Source organism: Chryseobacterium tongliaonense, from assembly GCF_041224435.1.
GTDB lineage: Bacteria > Bacteroidota > Bacteroidia > Flavobacteriales > Weeksellaceae > Chryseobacterium > Chryseobacterium tongliaoense.
The window spans coordinates 232377-254278 of sequence record NZ_JBGFFD010000002.1 but is presented as its reverse complement, the minus strand read 5'-3'; the positions used below and the strand labels follow the sequence as shown (position 1 = coordinate 254278).

Here is a 21902-nt window from a genome sequence, read left to right as displayed (position 1 = left end):
ACTGACTATGAAAAATACGATACAATATATATTAGGTCTTTTTTTGATGGGTTTTTCAGAAAGCTTATCAGCTCAGAACCCTGTTATTCAGACCAATTATACAGCAGACCCTGCACCGATGGTTTATAATGACAGGCTATACGTATATACCACACATGATGAAGACGATTCCACCTGGTTTACCATGAATGATTGGAAAGTATATTCCACCAATGATATGGTCAACTGGACAGACCACGGAACAGTTCTCTCGTATAAAGATTTCGAGTGGGCAAAACGTGACGCCTGGGCTGCACAATGCGTAGAAAGAAATGGAAAGTTTTTTATATATGTTCCGATGTGGTCAAAAACCAATAACAAAGGCGCTATCGGTGTTGCGGTGGGTGACAGTCCTTTCGGTCCGTTTCATGACCCGCTGGGAAAGCCACTCGTTCAGAGCGAATGGGGGGATATCGATCCCACGGTTTTTGTGGGTGATGACGGTGAGGCACATATGTACTGGGGAAACCCAAAGCTTAAATACGTAAAATTGAATGAAGATATGATTTCCTATTCCGGTAATATTGTAGAAGTACCAATGAACGAAGAATCATTTGGCAAAAGAGATGGAAAACCTAATCCGGAAAGACCAACAAAATACGAGGAAGGTCCGTGGCTGTACAAAAGAAAAAATCTGTATTACCTGTTCTGGCCCGGAGGCCCGCTACCCGAATTTATAGGATATTCAACCGCTAAAACGGCGCAGGGACCTTGGAAATACGGCGGAATTATCATGCCTGCGGAAGGGAAATCTTTCACCAATCATCCCGGCGTTATTGATTTCCGGGGGAAAACCTATTTCTTTTATCACAATGGCGCATTGCCGGGCGGAAGCGGGTTTACAAGATCGGTAAGTCTGGAAGAACTTACATTCAATAAAGACGGCTCCATTTCACCGTTTAAAATGACTGGCGGAATTACAAAAGCTATTGCAACAGTTAATCCTTATTCGTTCAACCAAGCTGAAATGATTGCATGGTCTGAGAATGTCAAATCTTATCAGAATAAAGAGGCTGGTGTTTTCATCAAAGCAAAAAAAAATGACGCTTATACCAGCGTGAAGAATGTAGACTTCGGAAAAAAAGGAGCCGGTGCTTTCTCTGCAAGAGTAGGAACCACCCATAACAGTGACGTAACAATGACCATCCATTTGGATGCTGTGAACGGCCCGGTTGCCGCAACGGTAAAGGTTCCGCTGACTGGCGGAGATGACCGCTGGGAAACAGTAAAAGTGCAGATTGCTGAAAAGATTACCGGTGTTCATGATCTGTATTTTGTATTCAATGGAAAAGCCTCAACAGATATTATGTACTTCGATTACTGGACCTTTCTTGAAAATAATGAACAATGAGAAAAACAATTTTATATATCGTATTCAGCCTGTTTCTAATAAGCAAAAGCTTTGCACAGGTAGCGGAAATTTCAAGTCCTGACGGACAGCTGAAACTTCATGTTTTTTCAGAAGATGGAAAAGCCTTGTATGATGTGATTCTTCAGGGAAAAATAATGCTTGAAAAATCCCCGCTGGGCCTGGTAACCAATGAATCCGATTTTTCAAAGAATCTGAAATTTATCGACAGCCAAAAAGATGTGGTTTCTAAGAAATACACGAACGCAAAAATCAAAAAATCTGAGGTTAATTATAAAGCAAATACTTTAACCGTTAATTTCATCAATGCAGACCAACATCAAATAGGTGTTGAATTCCGGGTAAGCAACAGCAATATTGCTTTCCGATACAATATTCCACCCATGAAAGAACGGCTGAGTGCTGTTGTACAGTCAGAAGCTACCGGTTACAGGTTCCCGTTACAGGCGACTACTTTTCTTTCACCCATGATGAAACCCATGACCGGGTTTGCCCGCACCGCACCAAGTTATGAAAGCGGCTATAAAGCCGATGCTGAACTGGGAATATCATCTGAGTACGGCTATGTTTTCCCTGGTCTGTTCCATATTGGAGATGAAGGTTGGGTATTACTTTCCGAGACAGGAGTGAACAGTACGTATTGTGCTTCCCATCTTGAAACCACTGCAGAAAAAAGTCTTTATAAAGTAGCATATCCGAATACCGCCGAAAATGATGGTTTCGGAAGTACCGGAGCAGCAATTTCACTTCCCGGAAAAACGCCGTGGAGAACAATTACAGTGGGCAGCTCTCTGAAACCTGTGGTAGAAACAACCATTCCTTTTGATGTGGTAGATCCGATGTATGAGCCGTCACAGGATTATCAGTTCGGAAAATCTACATGGAGCTGGATTCTTTGGCAGGATAAAAGCATGAACTATGATGATCAGGTGAAATTCATAGATCTTGCTGCGACTTTGAAATATCAGTTTATTCTTATTGATGCGCTTTGGGATAAAAATATAGGCAAAGACCGCATGAAAGAGCTTATTCAGTATGCAAAATCAAAAAATGTAGGAGTATTGCTTTGGTATAATTCCAACGGGGCAGCCAATGATGCACCTATGGGACCAAGAAATAAAATGAGCTCATCCGTTGAGCGTAAAAAAGAAATGAAATGGCTGAAAGAATCAGGCGTAAAAGGACTGAAAGTGGATTTCTTCGGCGGAGACAAACAGGAAACCATGCGTCTTTACGAAGATATTCTGTCGGATGCCAACGACTATGGATTAACCATTATTTTTCACGGAGCCACTGTACCAAGAGGCTGGGAAATAATGTATCCTAATTATGCAGGAAGCGAAGCCGTTCTTGCCTCAGAAATGCTTTATTTTTCGGAAGATGTACGTAAGCAGGAAGCTTTTTTTGCCACACTACATCCTTTCATCAGAAATACGGTGGGAAGTATGGAATTTGGCGGCACTTTCCTCAATAAATATTTAACGGAATCCAACAGGAATAAAAATAAAAGATATACCACGGACGGCTTTCAGCTTGCTACAGCGGTATTGTTTCAGAATCCGGTTCAGATGTTTGCCGTAATGCCGAATAACCTGACTGATGCACCGGAATTTCAACTCAGCTTTATGAAAGAAGTTCCGACACTTTGGGATGAAACAATTTTCATAGACGGCTATCCCGGAAAATATGTAGTGGTTGCGAGAAGACATCAGAATCAATGGTATGTGGCTGGTGTAAATGCTGAAAAACGATCCCAAAAACTGAAAATAAAACTTCGGATGTTCGCCGGGAAAACAGTTAGATTAATTAATGATGATGTTCAGGGAATTTCCTCAGAAAAAGAAGTGAAAGTGAATGCAAAAGGTGATTTTATTATTGAAATTCAGCCGAACGGAGGATTTGTAGTAAGAAATTAAAGATTGATAAAACGAAAAACAGAAAAAATGCGCTTCAAAAGCTTATATATCTTTATCATTTCGGGATTTTTGGTTTCCTGCTCTTCCTCACGAAGTCTGGAAAAGAAGTCTTCCAAGGACCAGTGGCTCACTACCTGGGCAACAGCTCCCCAATTGGTGGTACCTAAAAACCTTCCGCCGGAACCGGGGCTTTCGGGGAATACTCTGCGTCAGATTGTCCGTGTATCTGTGGGTGGGAAAAAATTACGGTTACGTTTTTCCAACAAATATTCCATAGATAGTCTGGCGGTAAAAGCGGTTTCTATTGCCGTGCCGTCCGATAGCTGCAATGTGGATGCAGCCACCATCAGATCATTAACGTTTGAGAAGAAAAACAATTTTAAAATTGCTCCCGGATCTGATATTTATTCTGATGAGGTGAACTTTAATCTGAAGTCTAATTCGCTGCTGGCCATTACAATTTCCTATGCAAAAGTAAGCCCATCTGTCACCGGGCATCCAGGGTCAAGAACAACATCTTTTATTGTTCAAGGTGAACAGACGAGTGCTGCAGTATTTAAAAATCCTGTAAAAACAGATCATTGGTATTCGCTTTTTAACATTGATGTAAAGACCGATGAACCTTCATATGCGGTTGCAATCTTGGGAAATTCCATTACCGACGGAAGAGGATCGGGTACCAACAGACAAAATCGCTGGCCGGATATTTTTTCGCAGCGGTTATTGGCGAATCCTTCTACCCGGAATGTAAGTGTCCTTAATTTCGGGATCGGTGGGAATTGTGTGGTGCGCGGTGGTTTAGGACCTACAGCATTAGCCCGTTTCGATTATAACATTCTCAATCAGCAGGGTGTAAAATGGCTTATTATTTTGGAGGGAGTGAATGATCTGGGAGGAACAAGAGATACTGATGAGGCTTCTAAAAGAACAGAAGAGCTGATTGCCGCTTATCAGGTGATGATCGATAAGGCACATGCTAACGGAATCAAAGTGTACGGAGCAACGATTCTTCCTTTCGCGAAGTCTTTTTACGACAAACCTTTCCGTATCGAGGCCTGGAAAAAAGTAAACGACTGGATCAGGAACGGCGGGAAGTTTGATGCCGTCATCGATTTTGCAAAACAGATGCAAAGTGAAAATCCGGAGGTCATCTTAAACGATATGCACGATCATGATTTTCTTCATCCCAATGAAGCCGGTTACAGGAGAATGGGAGAATTTGTTGATCTGAATTTATTTAAAAATTAAAATCAAAAAGATATAGTATGGATTTTACAAAAAACATTTCGTTGTTTCTTACATTGCTATTTATATTTTTTGTAAAAGCAGCCGAACCTTTTATTTCTTTTGCCAAGACAGAAAATTCGGTGGTATTGAAAGAGCGTAATTCAGGTTTGATGCTGTTTTCAGACAGCGATTCGGACAAAGGAATTCTGCGTGCTGTTGCAAATCTTCAATCCGATTTTCAAAAAGTAACCGGTGTTCAGCCTAATCTGGTTTCCCAAAACTCTGGAATGAACGGAATGATCATCATTATTGGTGAAGCAGGTAAAAGCAAGACCATTGATGGTTTAATCAGACAAAAAAAACTGGATGGAAAAGCACTGGCAGGAAAAAGGGAAAAATATATCATTCAGAATGTCAGTAATCCTTTTCCGGGAGTTACTGAAGCGATTGTGATTGCAGGAAGCGATAAAAGGGGAACCATTTACGGGATTTATGAAATGTCTCAGCAGATCGGCGTTTCACCATGGTATTACTGGGCAGATGTTCCGATTCCAGTAAAAGAAAATTTATATTTTAAAAAAGGAATGTATACCGATGGTGAGCCTGCAGTAGAATACCGTGGTATTTTCCTTAATGATGAGGAGCCTTCACTCGGAGGTTGGGCAAGAGCTACATTTGGCGGAATAAATAGTAAATTCTACGAGAAAGTATTTGAACTTATCCTCCGTCTAAAAGGGAATTACATATGGCCTGCGATGTGGGGAAAAGCTTTTTATGATGATGATCCTTTGAGCGGACCTTTAGCTGATGAGATGGGAATTGTCATGGGAACGTCTCACCACGAGCCAATGGCTATGGCACAGACTGACTGGCATCGCTATATCAAAAAAAATAACCTTCCGAATATATGGGACTATTCAAAAAATCCGAAAGTTCTCCAGGAATTCTGGAAGGCAGGAATTGAACGCAGTAAAAACTGGGAAAAGCTGGTTACCGTTGGAATGCGGGGTGACGGTGATGAAGCGATGGGCGAGGGAACCAATATTTCCCTGCTGGAGAAAATTGTAAAGGACCAGCGTAAAATTATTGCAGATGTTACAGGTAAAAAAGCGGAGAAAACACCCCAGGTATGGGCATTGTATAAAGAAGTTCAGGACTATTATGATAAAGGAATGCGGGTTCCGGATGATGTGATCCTGCTGTTTTGTGATGATAACTGGGGAAATGTAAGAAAGCTTCCGGACCTTTCAAAGCCTTTGCATAAAGGAGGCTATGGAATGTATTATCACTTCGATTATGTAGGCGGCCCGAGAAATTCCAAATGGATCAATATCAGTCCCATCCAGAGAGTCTGGGAACAGATGAATCTTTCTTATGAACATAAGGTAGATAAGCTTTGGGTAGTGAATGTGGGAGATTTAAAACCCATGGAGTTTCCAATCAGCTTTTTTCTGGAAATGGCTTGGAATCCAAAGCAGTTTAACGCTAAAAACCTTTTGGAATATACTGAAAAGTGGTCTACTCAGCAGTTTGGAGAAAAACACACCAAAGAAATTGCGGGGATGATTAATCTTTATGCCAAATACAACAGAAGAGTAACGCCTGAAACCCTTGACAGCAAAACGTACAGTCTTGAAAATTATCATGAATTTGAAACGGTTTTAAATGATTACAGGGCATTGGCAGTAGAAGCTTTACGGTTAAAAGAACAGATTCCTGCCGAATATCAGGATGCTTATTATCAATTGGTTCTGTACCCGATTGATGCCTGCAGCAATTTATACGAAATGTACTATGCGGTGGCAAAAAACAGAGAACTGGCTGCGAAAAAAGATCCGGATGCCAATTTCTACGCAGATAAAGTGAAGGCATGTTTTGAAAGAAACGCTTATCTGGATAATCAGTACAATAATGTGATCGCCGGCGGAAAATGGAAGCATATGATGGATCAAATGAAAATTGGATACAAAAGCTGGGCAGATGGAAAAGAAAATATAATGCCTGAAGTAACCTATGTTTCAAAAGAAAATGTCCCGAAAGAAAAAGTTTTTACAGAAAAGGACGGCTATGTTTCCATAGAAGCAGAAAATTTTGCCAGGTTTAGCCATTCGGACCGGATTCATTGGGAAGTGATCCCTGATTTTGGAAAAACAAAATCCGGTGTCACTACTTTCCCGCAAAATGCTTACCCTGCAGCCAATGAGAATATCTGGCTGGAATACGATATTGATTTTGAATCCAGAGGTGAATTTGAAGTTCAGCTTCTTTTGGCTCCAACTTTAAATTTTAACCATAACAAAGGACTTTGTTACGAGATTTCTTTTGACGGAGAAAAACCACAGACCGTCAACTTTAACGGACATTATCGCGGAGAACTCGGAAAATGGCAGTCGGAGCACATCATCAGATCTGTTACCAAACATCAGATCTCGCAAAAGGGAAAACATACTTTACGGTTCAGAGTCCTGGAGCCGGGAATTGTCTTAGAAAAAATACTTATTGATACCGGAGGCCTCAGAACAAGCTATCTGGGTGCACCCCAAAGTGATTATTCAGGTAAATAATGAAGGTGATACATGTTGAAATTGATGATTGAAAAGTGGAATGGAGAAGGGTTTCTCAAATAAGACCTGGAATATTGATTATAGCCTTAATCATTAAATAGATTCATTGAACTTACAGTATATCACAATTAAACAAATTATTATTATGGAAAAAATCTTCAGGCTTATACTTGTATGGATTACAGGTATAGCAATATCAACACATCTGAATGCACAGGGTGTGCCGGCAAAAGTAAAAATTGATAAAAATATTGCATATCAGAAAGTGACGGGCTTTGGCGGTTTTGTCTGCAGTCCGCAATTTGCTTACAATCACATGACAACTACGGAAATCCAGAAGCTGTGGGGTGCAAACAGTGAAGCAGGGTATAATATTATGCGCCTGTATATTCCGGAGCAGAGCAGCAGCTGGAATACCGTTCTGGCTACGGCACAACTGGCAAAATCAATGGGCCTGACTATTTTTGCCAGTCCGTGGACAATGCCGGCCGCATGGAAAACCAACAACCATGTCAATGCCGTCTATACCGATTCAAACGGGGTACAGCAAATTGGCTATCTGAAACCGGAAAATTATCAGGATTATGCATTATATCTCAATAGCTTTGTTACCTATCTTGCTAATAATGGAGTGACTTTAGACTATATATCCATACAAAACGAGCCCGATGAAATGGCCCAGTATCAGGGATGCATATGGTCTCCGGCCCAGATTGCCACCTTTGTAAAAGATTATGGCCACCTCATCAACTGTAAGGTGATTGCTCCGGAAAGTGTAGGTTTTACAGATAATTTTTCCAGCGCATTTCTGGATCCTGCGGTAATGGCCAACTTCGAGGTGTACGGAGGCCACCAGTACGGTACCATGCAGTCCGTTTACAAACAGTTTCAGAATTATAACAAAGAAATATGGCAGACAGAATATCTGATCAACTGGAACAGCAATCAGACTCCACGCGATTTTAGCTGGAATATAGATGCCTTCACTTTTGCTAAAAATGTAAACAATGCATTGCTGGGAAATGTAAATGCCTGGATTCATTATGCATCAAAAAGATATTATGGTCTGATGGGCGATGGCTCATACGGAACAGTCTCCGGAGAAATAACCAAAAGAGGGTATATCTTGTCCCAGTATGCTAAAAACACAACCGGTAAAACCAGGATAGACAGCAAATGGGAAGTTACCGGCGGAACACTGGAAGGATCGTCATACATTTCACAGGACGGTAACCAGATTACCCTTGTGGTGATCAATTCATCTTCCAATACCTATGATCTTAAAGTTGACCTGCCGTTCTTCACCACCTCCGGAACAAAGACCATTACATCACAATCCCAGAATATGGTTGTCTCACCATTTTCGTTCACTACACCGAATTTCAGGCCGAATGTGCAGGTGAGCCCTTCAAGTGTGATGACTTTCGTTTTCAATAAAAGTGGGGACAGACCCGTTTCGATGATGACAGGAAGTGATATTCATTACAATAAAATAGAGACACAGACCCCGACCAATTCAGCATTTGGGGTTAATTACCAGCTTACCGGGAAAACCGTTACATTTTATAATTCCACTCCGCTGATAAGCTCCAATACAGATGCGAACAACGGATTCCTGAATCTTAATGACCGATATAACAGATTGATTTTAAATGTGCTGAGCTATACCACGTCCAATCTGCAGACCTCCTCCAATACCACCCTGTATTATGTAGACAGTAATGGAACGGTGAGATCTTATAACTATGGAAGTATAGCATTACCTTCACCGGGATCAGGGAGTTTCAATCTCGTATTTGATATTTCAAGATCGGTTCTTCCATACGGGTGTAAAGGCATCATAGGGCTTAGAAACGGAAATTACAGTTCCATTCTCACCCTAAACCTGGGAGATGTTTATTTTAATGTAGGAAACGAAAGAGCTTCAAAATTTGCTGCAGCCTATTCACAGACGGACAGCAACCTTACGGACGCTTTAGAAAATGAGTATTATACTTCAGTTGATTTCGGAGATGTTACAGGAATCACTTCAGCAGACAGTTGGATCAGCAGTGCGGCAAACACTAACAGTATTTTTTATGTCAATGCAAATGTAAGTAATAGCAATATAAATGTTATTTCAGGGAATTCATGTAACAGCCTTAAGCTTACCGATCAGGGGAAAGATTTCCAGGTTCCTTTTAATTTCACTGCAAACGCTGCATCTTACAGTCGTACGTTCAATGGTTATGATGTTCTGTTGCTGCCTTTTGAGGCAAATATACCATCTGCGGTGAGCGCTTATCTGATGTCACCTGGTACCAGTGGTATATCGTGTACAGCAATTACTAACGGAATTATTCCTGCCAATACACCGGTGCTGATTAATGCTTCAGGAAACATTACTTTCCAGGGAACAGGAAATGTTTCTACACCCAAGGCAATCACCGTTAATCAGATGAATGGGGTATATCACACCATCAAAGTTCCTGCGAACGGCTATATTTTAAAAACGGAAAACGGCGTTACCGGATTTTATAAAGTGACCGCCGGAAATGAACCTGATATTCGTCCTTTCAGAGCATATCTTGGAGAAGAAAATGCCTATTCGTCTAATCTTCTTCCTTTAAATTTTGCCGTATTGGCCACAAAAAGCAGTCCGGTCATTAAAGAAGAAATCAAAATATATCCGAACCCTGCAAAAAATGATCTTTTCATTGAGTTGGAAATGGCTGGGGGAACAGCATCCATTCTTGACACAAGAGAAGGTCTGGTGAAAACAGACATAAAGCTAAATTCCGGGAAAAACCAGATTTACATTGGAGATCTTCCTTCAGGAGTATATTTCATAAAAGTTGTACAACCGGATACCAAGGTGCTGTTGCAAAAATTGGTAAAGCAGTAAAATTAATTATCAATAATTCAAAGCCATCATACACACTGGTGGATGGCTTTGTTCTTAAATGTAAGATTTGTAATTAAAAAATAAGTGTATTATTCACATTTATTATAAAATAGAATTCTATATTTGTTTTTGGGTTCACTTATAAAGATAACCACAATCAAAGAAATGATCTTATGAAAAAAATCAGATTAGGTATTTGCATAGTAATGAGCGCTGTTTCTTCAGCTTTTGCACAGAACACTTACAAATACCCCTTCCAAAATCCTAAACTTCCTGTTGAGAAAAGGATAGAAAATCTTCTTGGATTATTAACCGTAGATGAGAAAATAGGAATGATGATGGACAATTCCAAAGCGGTGCCCCGGCTCGGCATTCCGGCTTACGGCTGGTGGAATGAAGCACTTCATGGCGTGGCCAGAGCAGGTGTGGCTACAGTTTTTCCTCAGGCAATAGGTTTAGCCGCGACCTGGGACGTCCCTGAACATCTCAAAACCTTTGAAATGATTTCCGACGAAGCCCGTGCCAAGTATAATAAATCTTTTGATGAAGCCGGCAAAACCGGACGGTATGAAGGACTCACATTCTGGACTCCCAATATCAATATTTTCCGTGATCCGAGATGGGGAAGAGGCCAGGAAACCTATGGCGAAGATCCCTATCTTACTTCCATGCTCGGAGTAGCCGCAGTAAAAGGATTGCAAGGCAATGATCCTGAATTCTTCAAAACCCATGCCTGTGCCAAACATTTTGCCGTACACAGCGGTCCGGAATGGAACCGCCATTCATATAATGCTGAAATCTCCAAAAAAGATCTTTACGAAACCTATCTTCCTGCTTTCAAAGCATTGGTACAGGAAGGCAATGTGCGGGAAGTGATGTGCGCTTACAATGCTTTTGACGGTCAGCCCTGTTGTGCCAACGACTTTCTGGTTACCGATATACTTCGCGGAAAATGGGGCTATGACGGTATGATTGTTTCTGATTGCTGGGCACTGGCCGATTTTTTTCAGAAAAAATACCACGGAACCCATCCCGATGAAAAAACGACAGCAGCTGATGCATTAAAGCATTCAACGGATTTGGAATGCGGGGATGTTTATAATAATCTCAATAAATCTCTTGCAGCCGGACTCATTACAGAAAAAGACATCGATGCTTCCATGCGAAGGATTTTAAAAGGGTGGATTGAGCTGGGAATGCTTGATCCCAAATCTTCCGTACCCTGGAATGCTATACCTTACTCAGTGGTAGATTCTGAAAAACATAAGCAGCAGGCCTTAAAAATGGCCCAAAAATCTATCGTGCTGATGAAGAATGATAAAAATATATTGCCTTTAAATAAGAATATCAAAAAAATTGCAGTAGTGGGACCCAATGCGAACGACGGGATCATGCAGCTGGGAAATTATAACGGAACCCCTTCTTCAATTGTTACCATTCTGGATGGGATTAAAGCAAAAATTCCAAATGCAGAAATCATATATGAAAAAGGCTGTGAAATTGCAGATTCTTCTGCCCGGACCTCCCTTTATCAGAACTTTCTGAGCCAGGAAAAAGGAGAAAAGGGAATGAAAGTGGAATTTTTCAACAATCCCGACTTTAAAGGAACTCCGGTCAATACTTCAGTTAACAGAACAGGAATTAATTACAACAGTTTCGGTGGTACACAGCTCGCGCCGGGGGTTGGAAGAGAAAATACCTCCGCAAGAATTTCCGGGATCTTTAAAAGCAGCTATTCCGGGGAAGTCATATTCTCTGCAATGGCATCAGATGGCTACACGCTTTTTATCGACGGAAAAGAAGTTTTAGCACGAAAAGGCCCTGATGCAAGACATCCTTCAGAATTCCCCGTACAGCTTGAAAACGGAAAAGAATACCGCATTGAACTTCGCCACAGCCAGAAAGGTAAATATGTAAACATAGGTTTCGAAGTCTTCCGGAAAGATCCTGTAAACTTTACAGCCGTAAAAGAGAAAATAAAAGATGCAGATGTCATTGTTTTCGCCGGCGGGCTTTCACCAAGCTTTGAAGGGGAGGAGATGCTCGTAAATGCAGAAGGCTTCAAAGGAGGTGATAAAACATCGATTGACCTTCCCAAGATTCAGCGTGATCTGCTTGCCGAATTAAGAAAAACCGGAAAACCTGTTGTTTTTGTTCTTTGTACCGGAAGCGCCCTCGGCCTGGAACAAGACGAAAAAAACTATGATGCGCTGCTCAATGCATGGTACGGAGGACAATCAGGCGGAACTGCAGTGGCAGACGTTCTGTTCGGGGATTACAATCCTTCAGGCCGGTTGCCGGTTACGTTTTACAAAAATCTTGAACAGCTGGATAATGCCCTTTCAAAAACAGGCAGGCATCAGGGATTCGAAAATTATGACATGCAGGGAAGAACCTATCGCTATATGACCGAAAGTCCGCTTTATTCATTTGGCTATGGTTTGAGTTACTCTGCATTCAGCTATGGGATGGGAAAACTGAATAAAAATACAATCAGCTCCAACGAAAATATAACCATTTCTATTCCTGTTACCAATACTTCCGGAAGAGATGGTGAAGAAGTCGTACAGGTGTATGTGAAGAGAAATAATGATGCATCGGCTCCTGTAAAAACATTGAGAGCTTTTGAAAGAGTTTTCATTAAATCAAAACAGTCAAAAAATGTAGATCTGATCCTCTCCCCGGATTCATTTAAATTTTATGACGAAAAAGCAGACGACCTGATTTCAAAGTCCGGTAATTATACGATTCTGTATGGAGGAAGTTCAGCAGACCGGTCACTTAAAAAAATTGAAATACAAGTCAGATAATAAACGCTAATACCATGATCACCTTAAAAAATAAAATCTACACTGCTGCCTTTTGCCTGATGAATGTGCTGTTTTATGCCCAGTCTTCCGGATCTGCCTACAGGCTTGATTTAGACGGCAGCAATACCGGAATAAAAATCCAGCCGACGATGTATGGTATTTTCTTCGAAGATATCAATCAGGCTGCAGATGGCGGAATATATGCCGAGCTCATCAAGAACAGGAGCTTCGAGTTTGATGAACCGTTTACAGGATGGAAGCAACCTAATACACAAACGCTTTCTCAGAATCTGGATTCAGGCTTTATGACCATCTTTTCAGACAAATCCAAAACCAACAGGAACTATGCACGGGTAACAGTCAGTAACAGTCATAAATATCTTTTGCAGAACGAAGGATTCAAAGGAATCGGGCTTCATAAGAATGCCCAATATGATTTCAGTTTTGATCTGGAAAATGTTTCAGGAAATATTTCTACAGTGAATGCAAGTCTGGTGGATGAGAAAGGAACAGTTGTTTCCACGGTTTCCGTTATTATAAAGGGAAAAGGCTGGCAGCATTATTCTACCGTATTGATTTCTTCTGAAACTGTAGAAAAGGCCAAACTGCAGCTTACTTTTTCAGGAAACGGAACCGTTAATCTGGATATGGTCTCACTCTTTCCGCAAGACACATGGAAGAGCAGAAAAGGAGGCCTGCGCAAAGATCTTGTTCAGAAGCTGTATGATCTTCAGCCCGGTTTTTTAAGATTCCCCGGCGGATGCATTGTAGAAGGAAGAACCCTTGCCGAAAGATATCAATGGAAAAAAACAGTTGGGAATGTTGCCGACAGAGAATATTTAATCAATAAATGGAGCTCAGGCTTTCCGCACCGTCCGGCTCCGGATTATTATCAGTCTTTCGGGCTGGGTTTCTACGAATATTTTCAGCTTTCCGAAGATTTGGGAGCCGAACCGTTACCCATTCTCAGCTGTGGAATGGCATGCCAGTTCAATACCGGTGAGCTTGTGCATCTGGAAGATCTGAATCCGTATGTACAGGATGCATTGGATTTAATTGAATTTGCAAACGGAGATACCACTACAAAATGGGGGAAGCTCCGCTCGGAAATAGGACATCCGAAACCTTTTAACCTGAAATATATCGGCGTCGGAAACGAGCAGTGGGGAGAAGATTATATAGAAAGATACAAGGTTTTTGAAAAAGCAATTCATGATAAATATCCCGGAATGATCATCATTTCAGGAAGCGGACCGTCTCCGGACGGAGAGTTTTTCGATTACGGATGGAAAGAACTCAAAAAACTGAAGGCACAGATGGTGGACGAACATTATTACAATTCTGCAAAATGGTTTCAGGAAAATGCTGCAAGGTATGATCAATACGACAGAAACGGGCCTAAAGTTTTTGCAGGTGAATATGCCGTACAGTCCGTAAAAGTTGTAAGCCCGGATAATAAAAACAACTGGGAATCGGCACTTTCTGAAGCTGCTTTTATGACGGGACTGGAAAGAAATGCCGATCTGGTGCATATGACTTCCTATGCTCCGCTTTTCGCCCATGCAGAAGGATGGCAGTGGACACCGGATCTTATCTGGTTTAATAATCTTGAATCCTATGCAACCCCAAGTTATTACGTTCAGAAATTATTCTCCAATAATAAAGGAACAGATTTACTGACGATCAAAAATAACGGAAAAGCAGTGACAGGGCAAGATAAATTGTATGCAACTGCTGTTAAAAATGCCCGGAATAACGAAGTCATCATCAAAATTGTAAATACCGGAACGCAAAACAGGTCCGTTATCATCAATCCGAAAAATATAAAATATGGAAACCGGCTTACCAGAATTATCCTGACAGCACCAAAGCTTTCCAGTGAAAATAATTTTAACGAAGAGCCCGTAAGACCTGAAGAAAATACCTCAACAGTGAAAAATGGAAGACTTTCAGTTGATATTCCCGGTAATTCTTTGGTTATTTTAAAGCTGAATTGAATTTAAAATACTGATAATCAATTAATAATAAAATTAAGTGTATTTTTTACATTTATTTAATTTAGAATCTTATATTTGTTTTAATCTCTGATGAAGAGAAATATAAATTTTGTTTACAATTTAATTTACCATTCCTAATGAAAAAATATGTTATCGGATTGGACTACGGTACAGATTCCGTACGGGCGGTCCTGATTGATACGGAAAACGGAGCAGAGCAGGCAACATCTGTCCACTATTATTCCCGATGGAAAGAAGGGAAATTCTGCAGGCCGGAAGAAAACCGGTTCCGTCAGCATCCCTCAGATCACATCGAAGGGCTGGAAAAAACAATTTCCGGCGTAGTAAAAGAAAGTGGAGTAGCCCCCGAAGATATCGTCAGCATCTGTATTGATACCACAGGCTCTTCCCCGATTCCTGTGAATAAAGATGGAATTGCATTGTCATTGACTCCGGGATTTGAGGAAAACCCGAATGCAATGCTTGTTTTATGGAAAGACCATACCTCTATCAGAGAAGCAGAAGAGATCAACACTCTGGCAAGAACCTGGGGCGGCGAAGATTATACAAGATTTGAAGGGGGAATTTACTCATCCGAATGGTTTTGGGCAAAAATCCTTCACATTAATAGAATAGATGAAAAAGTGAAAAATTCAGCCTATAGCTGGATGGAACACTGCGATTATATGACTTTTCTCCTTTCAGATCAGCCGGACCTGAAAAAATTTAAGAGAAGCCGTTGTGCAGCAGGTCATAAAGCGATGTGGCATGAAAGCTGGGACGGGCTGCCTTCGACAGAATTCCTTAACAGGCTTGATCCTTCTTTGGGTGATCTTCGTGAAAGGCTATTTGAAAAAACCTATACTTCAGATGAAAATGCCGGTCATTTGAACAAAGAGTGGGCGGAAAAACTAGGCTTAACAACTAAAACCGTAATTGCTGTAGGGACTTTTGATGCCCATTCCGGAGCTGTTGGGGCAAAGGTAGAAGAAAACACGCTCATCCGGATTATGGGAACTTCCACCTGCGATATTATGGTAGCTCCAAACGATGTCATCGGTGAAAGGACCGTAAAAGGCATCTGCGGACAGGTAGACGGATCTGTAATTCCGGGATTAACAGGCCTGGAAGCAGGACAGTCGGCGTTCGGAGATCTTCTGGCATGGTACAAAGATATTCTTATCTGGCCCGTTCATCATATTTTAATGAATTCCTCTGTAATCGATGAAAACCAGAAAAAACAGCTGAAAGAAGAAATTGAAAATGATTTAATTAAAAGCCTCACAGCAGAAGCAGAAAAAATTCCGCTTTCCGAAACGGTGCCCGTTGCCCTGGACTGGATCAACGGAAGAAGAACACCTGATGCAGATCAGGAACTTAAAGCTGCGATCAGCCATATTTCCCTTGGAACAAAAGCACCTCATATTTTTAAAGCATTAGTGAATGCCATTTGCTTCGGAGCTAAAAAAATAGTAGACCGTTTTGAAGAAGAAGGAATTAAAATCAATAAAGTAATCGGTATCGGAGGTGTAGCCAGAAAATCACCCTTTATCATGCAGACCCTGGCGAATGTTCTTGATATGCCGATCAGTGTCGCAGCTTCAGATCAGGCTCCGGCCCTGGGAGCTGCAATTTATGCGGCGGTTGCGGCGGGAATTTATCCAACCGTTCAGGAAGCCAGCCAGAAGATGGGATCAACCTTCGAAGCTGAATATCATCCACAACAGGAAACTGTCCTGAAATATAAAGAGCTGATGGAACACTACCAACGACTTGCAGATTTCATGGAGACAAACAGTGCCTCTAAAAACAGAAGAAAAGAACTACAGAATTATTAACCTTTTCTTTTTCTGAACCCTTAATTTTTAAGCTAATGAATACCTATAAAGAACTCCAGAGAGAATGTTATGAAGCCAATATGCAGCTCAATGCCTTACAGCTTGTAGTCTATACTTTTGGAAACGTAAGTGCTGTCGATCGGGAAAAAGGGATTTTTGCCATAAAGCCAAGCGGAGTGCCTTATGCAGAGCTGAAGCCTGAAGACATGGTCATCCTGGATTATGATGCCCGAGTGATTGAAGGTAAACTAAGACCTTCATCCGATACCAAAACACATGCTTATCTCTATAAAAACTGGGAAAATATCGGCGGGATTTCCCATACTCATGCCATTTATTCCGTAGCCTGGGCACAGGCGCAGATGGATATCCCGATTTTCGGAACAACCCATGCAGACCATCTTACTTCCGACATTCCCTGCGCAGCGCCAATGCGGGATGATCTGATTGCAGGAAACTATGAACACAATACCGGAATCCAGATTTTAGACTGTTTCAAAGATAAAAACCTTTCACCGGATGAAGTGGAAATGGTTCTTATCGGTAACCATGGCCCTTTTACATGGGGGAAAAATGCAGAGAAAGCAGTGTATAACAGTAAAGTCCTGGAAACCATTGCAGAGATGGCCTATCTTACCAGACAGATCAACCCTGATGTACCGCGACTAAAAGATGCCCTTATTAAAAAGCATTACGAACGCAAACACGGGGAAAATGCCTACTACGGGCAATAGTCAATCAAAAAAGAATAATAAAACTAACCTCTAAAAAATAATGTTAACAAATCTCAATACGAAAGAAATCTGGTTTATCACCGGAAGCCAGCATTTATACGGACCTGAAACTCTGGCTCAGGTTGCAGAGCATTCAGGGAAAATAGTAGAAGCTTTTGAGAAGTCTTCTTTCATTCCCGTAAAAGTTATTCTTAAACCTACGGTAAAAACAACGGAAGAAATATTTGAAACCCTTACGGCAGCCAACCATGCAGAAAACTGTATAGGCGTTGTCACATGGATGCATACTTTTTCACCTGCCAAAATGTGGATCAGAGGCCTGAAAGCTTTACAAAAACCGCTTTTACATCTGCACACCCAGTACAACAGGGATATTCCATGGTCTACGATGGATATGGATTTCATGAATCTGAACCAGGCCGCCCACGGAGACCGGGAATACGGTTTCATGGTAAGCAGGCTTCGTAAAAGCAGAAAAGTGGTGGTAGGACATTGGTCTGAAGAAAGGGTTCAAAAGCAGATTGGTGACTGGAGCCGTGTGGCTGCGGGCTGGGACGACTGGCAGGGTGCAAAGTTTGCGCGTTTCGGAGATAATATGAGATTTGTAGCCGTTACGGATGGCGATAAAGTGGAAGCTGAAACCAGATTCGGGTTTTCTGTAAATACATGGGGAATCGGAGATCTGGTGGGAGTGATTAATTCCATCGGTAACGGTGAAGTAAAAACACTGATAGAAGAGTATGAATCTTCATACCATATGGCGGAATCGCTTCTTGCCGGAGGATCTGACAGAAAATCACTGGAAATAGCGGCCAGAATAGAACTGGGATTAGAGAAATTTTTAAAAGACGGAGGATTTAAAGGTTTTTCAGATACCTTTGAAGATCTTCACGGCATGGAACAGCTGCCCGGAATTGCTGTTCAGCGCCTGATGCAGAAAGGATACGGATTTGCAGGAGAAGGCGACTGGAAAACGGCAGCCCTCGTACGTGCCATGAAAACAATGGGACAGGGGCTCACCGGCGGAAATGCTTTTATGGAAGACTATACCTATCATTTAGATCCGTCCAACCCATCCATTTTAGGCTCTCATATGCTGGAAGTAGATCCTGTTTTAGCTGTAGGAAAACCGTCTTGCGAAATTCATCCGTTGGGAATTGGCGGAAAAGCAGATCCCGTTCGCCTGGTTTTTAATTCAAGAGGAAATGCAGATTCACTGGTAGCTGCACTCATGGACTTCGGAAATCATTTCAGGCTCCTTATTAACAAAACAAAATCCCTTGAAATAACTGAAGAACTGCCAAAGCTTCCTGTTGCGAGAGTGCTTTGGAAACCGCTTCCGGATCTTTATACGGCCGCAGAAGCCTGGATTTTGGCAGGAGGTGCGCACCATACCTGTTACAGTGAAAATCTCACGGTAGATCAGCTGGAAGATTTTGCTGAAATGGCAGGCATTGAATCCCTGGTTATTGATGAGAATACAAAAATCCGTGATTTTAAGAACACACTTCGCTGGAACGAAATATATTATCGCTAATTATGTAAAAAAATCTAATTAATTATGAAAAAAACAAAATATAATTTGGTTATTATTTTACTTGTTTTATGTATTTTCGGCTGCAATAAAGAAAATGCTAATCAGAATCATTCGAAAAAAATGGAAAATACAGTCTCAGAATATGGAGTTACAGCAATAGGAGATTCTATAAAAAAATACACCTTAACAAATAAAAACGGAATGAAGGTTGAAGTGATCAACTATGGCGGTATCATTACTTCTTTAACCGCTCCGGACAAAGACGGCAAATATAATGATGTGGTTTTGGGCTTTACCAAACCCGAAGATTATTTCAACGGAAATCCTTATTATTTCGGTGCATTGATCGGAAGATACGGAAACAGGATTGCCAATGCAAAATTTATTCTTGATGGGAAGACTTACTCCATTGATAAAAATGACGGCCCGAATAGTCTTCATGGAGGCAAACAAGGCTTTCATACCAAGGTCTGGGCTGCTGAACTGGTAAAAGATGCCAAATTCCCAACACTGAAGCTTATCTACACAAGTGCAGACGGAGAAGAAGGATTTCCGGGAAAACTGACTACGACGGTTTTATATACCCTTACGGATGATAATGCCCTGGAAATCTCATATGAAGCCATCTCGGATAAAGCAACGGTTGTCAATCTGACCCAGCATTCTTATTTTAACCTTTCCGGGAATTTTACACAGCCCGTTACAGATCATGAATTACAGATAGATGCGAATAAATTCTTACCTGTCAATGAAACGCTCATTCCTACCGGCGAAGAAAAGGATGTGAAAAACACTCCTTTTGATTTTACGGTTTCAAAGACAATAGGAAAAGACATCAATGCGGATGACGACCAGCTTAAAAAAGGGAAAGGATATGATCACAACTGGATACTGAATGGAAAAGGATTGCGAACCATCGCAAAAGTATACCATCCGGCATCAGGAAGAGAAATGGAAGTCATTTCCGATCAGCCGGGCGTACAATTCTATTCAGGAAATTTTCTTGATGGGAAATATGATACAAAAACAGGTGGGAAAAATACAGTCAGAACAGGTTTCTGTCTGGAAACCCAGCATTACCCGGATTCTCCCAACCAGCCTTCTTTTCCATCGACTGAGCTGAAACCGGGGGAGAAATACCAGACTAAAACTATTTATAAATTCTCAGTTAAAAAATAAATTATGGGAGACTTAGCAACAATTGATATTGTCATATTTCTTATTTACTTTATAGTCGTAGCTTCTTACGGGATTTGGATCTATAAAAAGAAAAAATCCGAATCTACCGGAAGCAAGGATTATTTTCTTGCGGAAGGTTCCCTTACGTGGTGGGCAATCGGTGCCAGTTTAATTGCATCCAATATTTCAGCCGAGCAGTTCATCGGGATGAGCGGAGAAGGTTTTTTTGTGGGAATAGCAGTAGCAGCCTATGAATGGATTGCGGCTGTTGCCCTTATTATTATCGCAGTATGGTTTATTCCGATCTATCTTAAGAACAAGATTTATACAATGCCCCAGTTTCTGCAGACCCGTTACAATAAATCGGTCTCTCTGATTATGGCGGTGTTCTGGCTGTTTTTATATGTCATTGTAAACCTTACATCAATCCTCTATCTTGGAGCTTTGGCTATTGACACATTGCTGGGAGGTGAGCATCTTCACATTATTATGGTGGTGCTTTTGCTGATGGCTTTGCTGATTGGTCTTGGCGGAATGAAAGTAATCGGATATACCGATGTGATACAGGTTGCCGTACTTATTATCGGAGGCTTTGCAACCGTTTATATGGCTTTGCAGATTGTAGACCAGAGAATAAACGGGGCAGCGGTAGGAAATGCCTTAGCCGGTTTCAATACCTTAATGAATGAGGCTCCCGAACATTTCAAACTGATGCTTGAAAAACCTAAAACAACCACCACAACACTGGCAATGCCTGAGAATCTTAATGTTCAGAAATATGTTGTCCTGCCCGGTCTGGCCATGTATTTTGCGGGACAATGGATCGTAAACCTTAATTATTGGGGATGCAACCAGTACATTACTCAGCGTGCTTTAGGTGCAGATCTGAAAACAGCAAGAACAGGAATTTTGTTTGCAGGATTTTTAAAGCTTTTCATGCCTATTATCGTGATGCTTCCGGGGATTGCTGCCTATGTGCTGTATTCCAAAGGACATCTACAAGGATTCAATGGAGTGAAAGACGGCGCGTATTCTGCTATACTGGGCTTTTTACCGTCCGGTCTTAAAGGGCTTGCAATAGCCGCTTTAACGGCAGCTATCGTAGCTTCCCTTGCCGGAAAAGTAAACAGTATCTCCACGATATTTACATTGGATATTTATAAAAAATACATAAAAACAGATGCAACCGAAATCCAGATGGTAAGAACCGGGCGGTGGGTGATCATTATTGCTATGATTGTGGCATTGGCTTTTACCTGGACGGATGTGCTTGGAATAGGAGGAGAAGGAGGCTTTACTTTTATTCAGAAATACACAGGCTTTATCAGCCCCGGAGTTTTCGCGATGTTCCTGCTGGGAATGTTCTGGAAGAGAACAACCGGTACTGCTGCTTTGGTGGGAGTAATCCTTGGCTTCGTGCTGGCGATTTTCTTTAACAGTTTTGCCATAGGTATTTTTGGTAAAGAAACCTGGCTGTACACAGCATTTACTTATGAGAAATTAGAAAACGGAGTAGTTCACACGATCACCGAAATTCCGTTCCTTATCAATATGGGCTGGTCTTTTGTGATTACAGTTATTGTGATGGTACTGATCAGTCTTGCAGGTCCGAAAGTAAATCCGAAAGCCTTTGCAATCGATAAAAGTATGTTTAAAGTAGATTCCAGAACGCTGGTTTTAATAGTAATGACGCTGCTGTTATTAACTGCATTATATGTAAGATTCTGGTAAAATTAGCCATAAAGTTAAAGCAGGATGCCGGTGAAGCATCCTGCTTCTTTTTGTAAAGAATATAGTTTCAGAGATTA

General features: G+C 41.3%; 12 protein-coding genes. All 12 read left to right on the top strand.

Annotated elements, in window-relative coordinates; genetic code table 11:
* The first annotated feature begins 7 nt into the window (after nucleotides 1-7).
* The 12 genes from AB8P06_RS05445 to AB8P06_RS05390 all read left to right on the top strand — a co-directional run bounded on the left by AB8P06_RS05445 (nucleotide 8) and on the right by AB8P06_RS05390 (nucleotide 21825).
* A complete protein-coding gene (locus AB8P06_RS05445) occupies nucleotides 8-1390 on the top strand; it encodes a glycoside hydrolase family 43 protein (RefSeq protein ID WP_369838960.1) in 1383 nt (460 codons plus the stop codon).
* Complete coding sequence (locus AB8P06_RS05440) at nucleotides 1387-3324, top strand: glycoside hydrolase family 97 protein (protein WP_369838957.1); 1938 nt, start codon at nucleotides 1387-1389, stop codon at nucleotides 3322-3324. Before AB8P06_RS05445 ends, AB8P06_RS05440 begins: the two co-directional genes overlap by 4 nt.
* Nucleotides 3325-3351: 27 nt before the next feature.
* On the top strand, nucleotides 3352-4572 hold the full coding sequence (locus AB8P06_RS05435) for an SGNH/GDSL hydrolase family protein (protein ID WP_369838954.1): 1221 nt from the start codon (nucleotides 3352-3354) through the stop codon (nucleotides 4570-4572).
* Between the two features lie 17 nt (nucleotides 4573-4589).
* A complete protein-coding gene (locus AB8P06_RS05430; protein WP_369838951.1) occupies nucleotides 4590-7115 on the top strand; it encodes a glycosyl hydrolase 115 family protein in 2526 nt (841 codons plus the stop codon).
* Nucleotides 7116-7260: 145 nt separating this feature from the next.
* The gene (locus AB8P06_RS05425; protein ID WP_369838948.1) at nucleotides 7261-9999 is read left to right on the top strand and encodes a T9SS type A sorting domain-containing protein; all 2739 of its coding nucleotides are present in this window, start codon (nucleotides 7261-7263) and stop codon (nucleotides 9997-9999) included.
* Nucleotides 10000-10172: 173 nt separating this feature from the next.
* Nucleotides 10173-12809, top strand: a complete 2637-nt coding sequence (locus AB8P06_RS05420; RefSeq protein ID WP_369838945.1) for a glycoside hydrolase family 3 C-terminal domain-containing protein — start codon at nucleotides 10173-10175, stop codon at nucleotides 12807-12809.
* A 14-nt stretch (nucleotides 12810-12823) separates the two neighbouring features.
* On the top strand, nucleotides 12824-14806 hold the full coding sequence (locus AB8P06_RS05415; RefSeq protein ID WP_369838942.1) for an alpha-L-arabinofuranosidase family protein: 1983 nt from the start codon (nucleotides 12824-12826) through the stop codon (nucleotides 14804-14806).
* A gap of 137 nt (nucleotides 14807-14943) precedes the next feature.
* Nucleotides 14944-16644 carry a ribulokinase gene (locus tag AB8P06_RS05410; RefSeq protein ID WP_369838940.1) on the top strand — a complete coding sequence of 567 codons (1701 nt, stop codon included), beginning with the start codon at nucleotides 14944-14946 and terminating at the stop codon, nucleotides 16642-16644.
* A gap of 35 nt (nucleotides 16645-16679) precedes the next feature.
* Nucleotides 16680-17378: an L-ribulose-5-phosphate 4-epimerase gene (locus AB8P06_RS05405; RefSeq protein ID WP_369838937.1), complete on the top strand. Its 699-nt coding sequence runs from the start codon at nucleotides 16680-16682 to the stop codon at nucleotides 17376-17378.
* 40 nt (nucleotides 17379-17418) lie between these two features.
* Nucleotides 17419-18915, top strand: coding sequence for an L-arabinose isomerase (araA, locus tag AB8P06_RS05400; RefSeq protein ID WP_369838934.1), 1497 nt, complete (start codon nucleotides 17419-17421; stop codon nucleotides 18913-18915).
* Between the two features lie 24 nt (nucleotides 18916-18939).
* Nucleotides 18940-20094: an aldose epimerase family protein gene (locus AB8P06_RS05395; RefSeq protein WP_369838931.1), complete on the top strand. Its 1155-nt coding sequence runs from the start codon at nucleotides 18940-18942 to the stop codon at nucleotides 20092-20094.
* Between the two features lie 3 nt (nucleotides 20095-20097).
* The gene (locus AB8P06_RS05390; protein ID WP_369838928.1) at nucleotides 20098-21825 is read left to right on the top strand and encodes a sodium:solute symporter family transporter; all 1728 of its coding nucleotides are present in this window, start codon (nucleotides 20098-20100) and stop codon (nucleotides 21823-21825) included.
* Nucleotides 21826-21902: the final 77 nt, after the last annotated feature.

What these genes read in the sequence shown, in the direction of transcription:
- AB8P06_RS05445 (WP_369838960.1), top strand. Translation starts at nt 8, where the DNA reads ATGAAAAATACGATACAATATATATTAGGTCTTTTTTTGATGGGTTTT.
- AB8P06_RS05440 (WP_369838957.1), top strand. Translation starts at nt 1,387, where the DNA reads ATGAGAAAAACAATTTTATATATCGTATTCAGCCTGTTTCTAATAAGC.
- AB8P06_RS05435 (WP_369838954.1), top strand. Translation starts at nt 3,352, where the DNA reads ATGCGCTTCAAAAGCTTATATATCTTTATCATTTCGGGATTTTTGGTT.
- AB8P06_RS05430 (WP_369838951.1), top strand. Translation starts at nt 4,590, where the DNA reads ATGGATTTTACAAAAAACATTTCGTTGTTTCTTACATTGCTATTTATA.
- AB8P06_RS05425 (WP_369838948.1), top strand. Translation starts at nt 7,261, where the DNA reads ATGGAAAAAATCTTCAGGCTTATACTTGTATGGATTACAGGTATAGCA.
- AB8P06_RS05420 (WP_369838945.1), top strand. Translation starts at nt 10,173, where the DNA reads ATGAAAAAAATCAGATTAGGTATTTGCATAGTAATGAGCGCTGTTTCT.
- AB8P06_RS05415 (WP_369838942.1), top strand. Translation starts at nt 12,824, where the DNA reads ATGATCACCTTAAAAAATAAAATCTACACTGCTGCCTTTTGCCTGATG.
- AB8P06_RS05410 (WP_369838940.1), top strand. Translation starts at nt 14,944, where the DNA reads ATGAAAAAATATGTTATCGGATTGGACTACGGTACAGATTCCGTACGG.
- AB8P06_RS05405 (WP_369838937.1), top strand. Translation starts at nt 16,680, where the DNA reads ATGAATACCTATAAAGAACTCCAGAGAGAATGTTATGAAGCCAATATG.
- araA (WP_369838934.1), top strand. Translation starts at nt 17,419, where the DNA reads ATGTTAACAAATCTCAATACGAAAGAAATCTGGTTTATCACCGGAAGC.
- AB8P06_RS05395 (WP_369838931.1), top strand. Translation starts at nt 18,940, where the DNA reads ATGAAAAAAACAAAATATAATTTGGTTATTATTTTACTTGTTTTATGT.
- AB8P06_RS05390 (WP_369838928.1), top strand. Translation starts at nt 20,098, where the DNA reads ATGGGAGACTTAGCAACAATTGATATTGTCATATTTCTTATTTACTTT.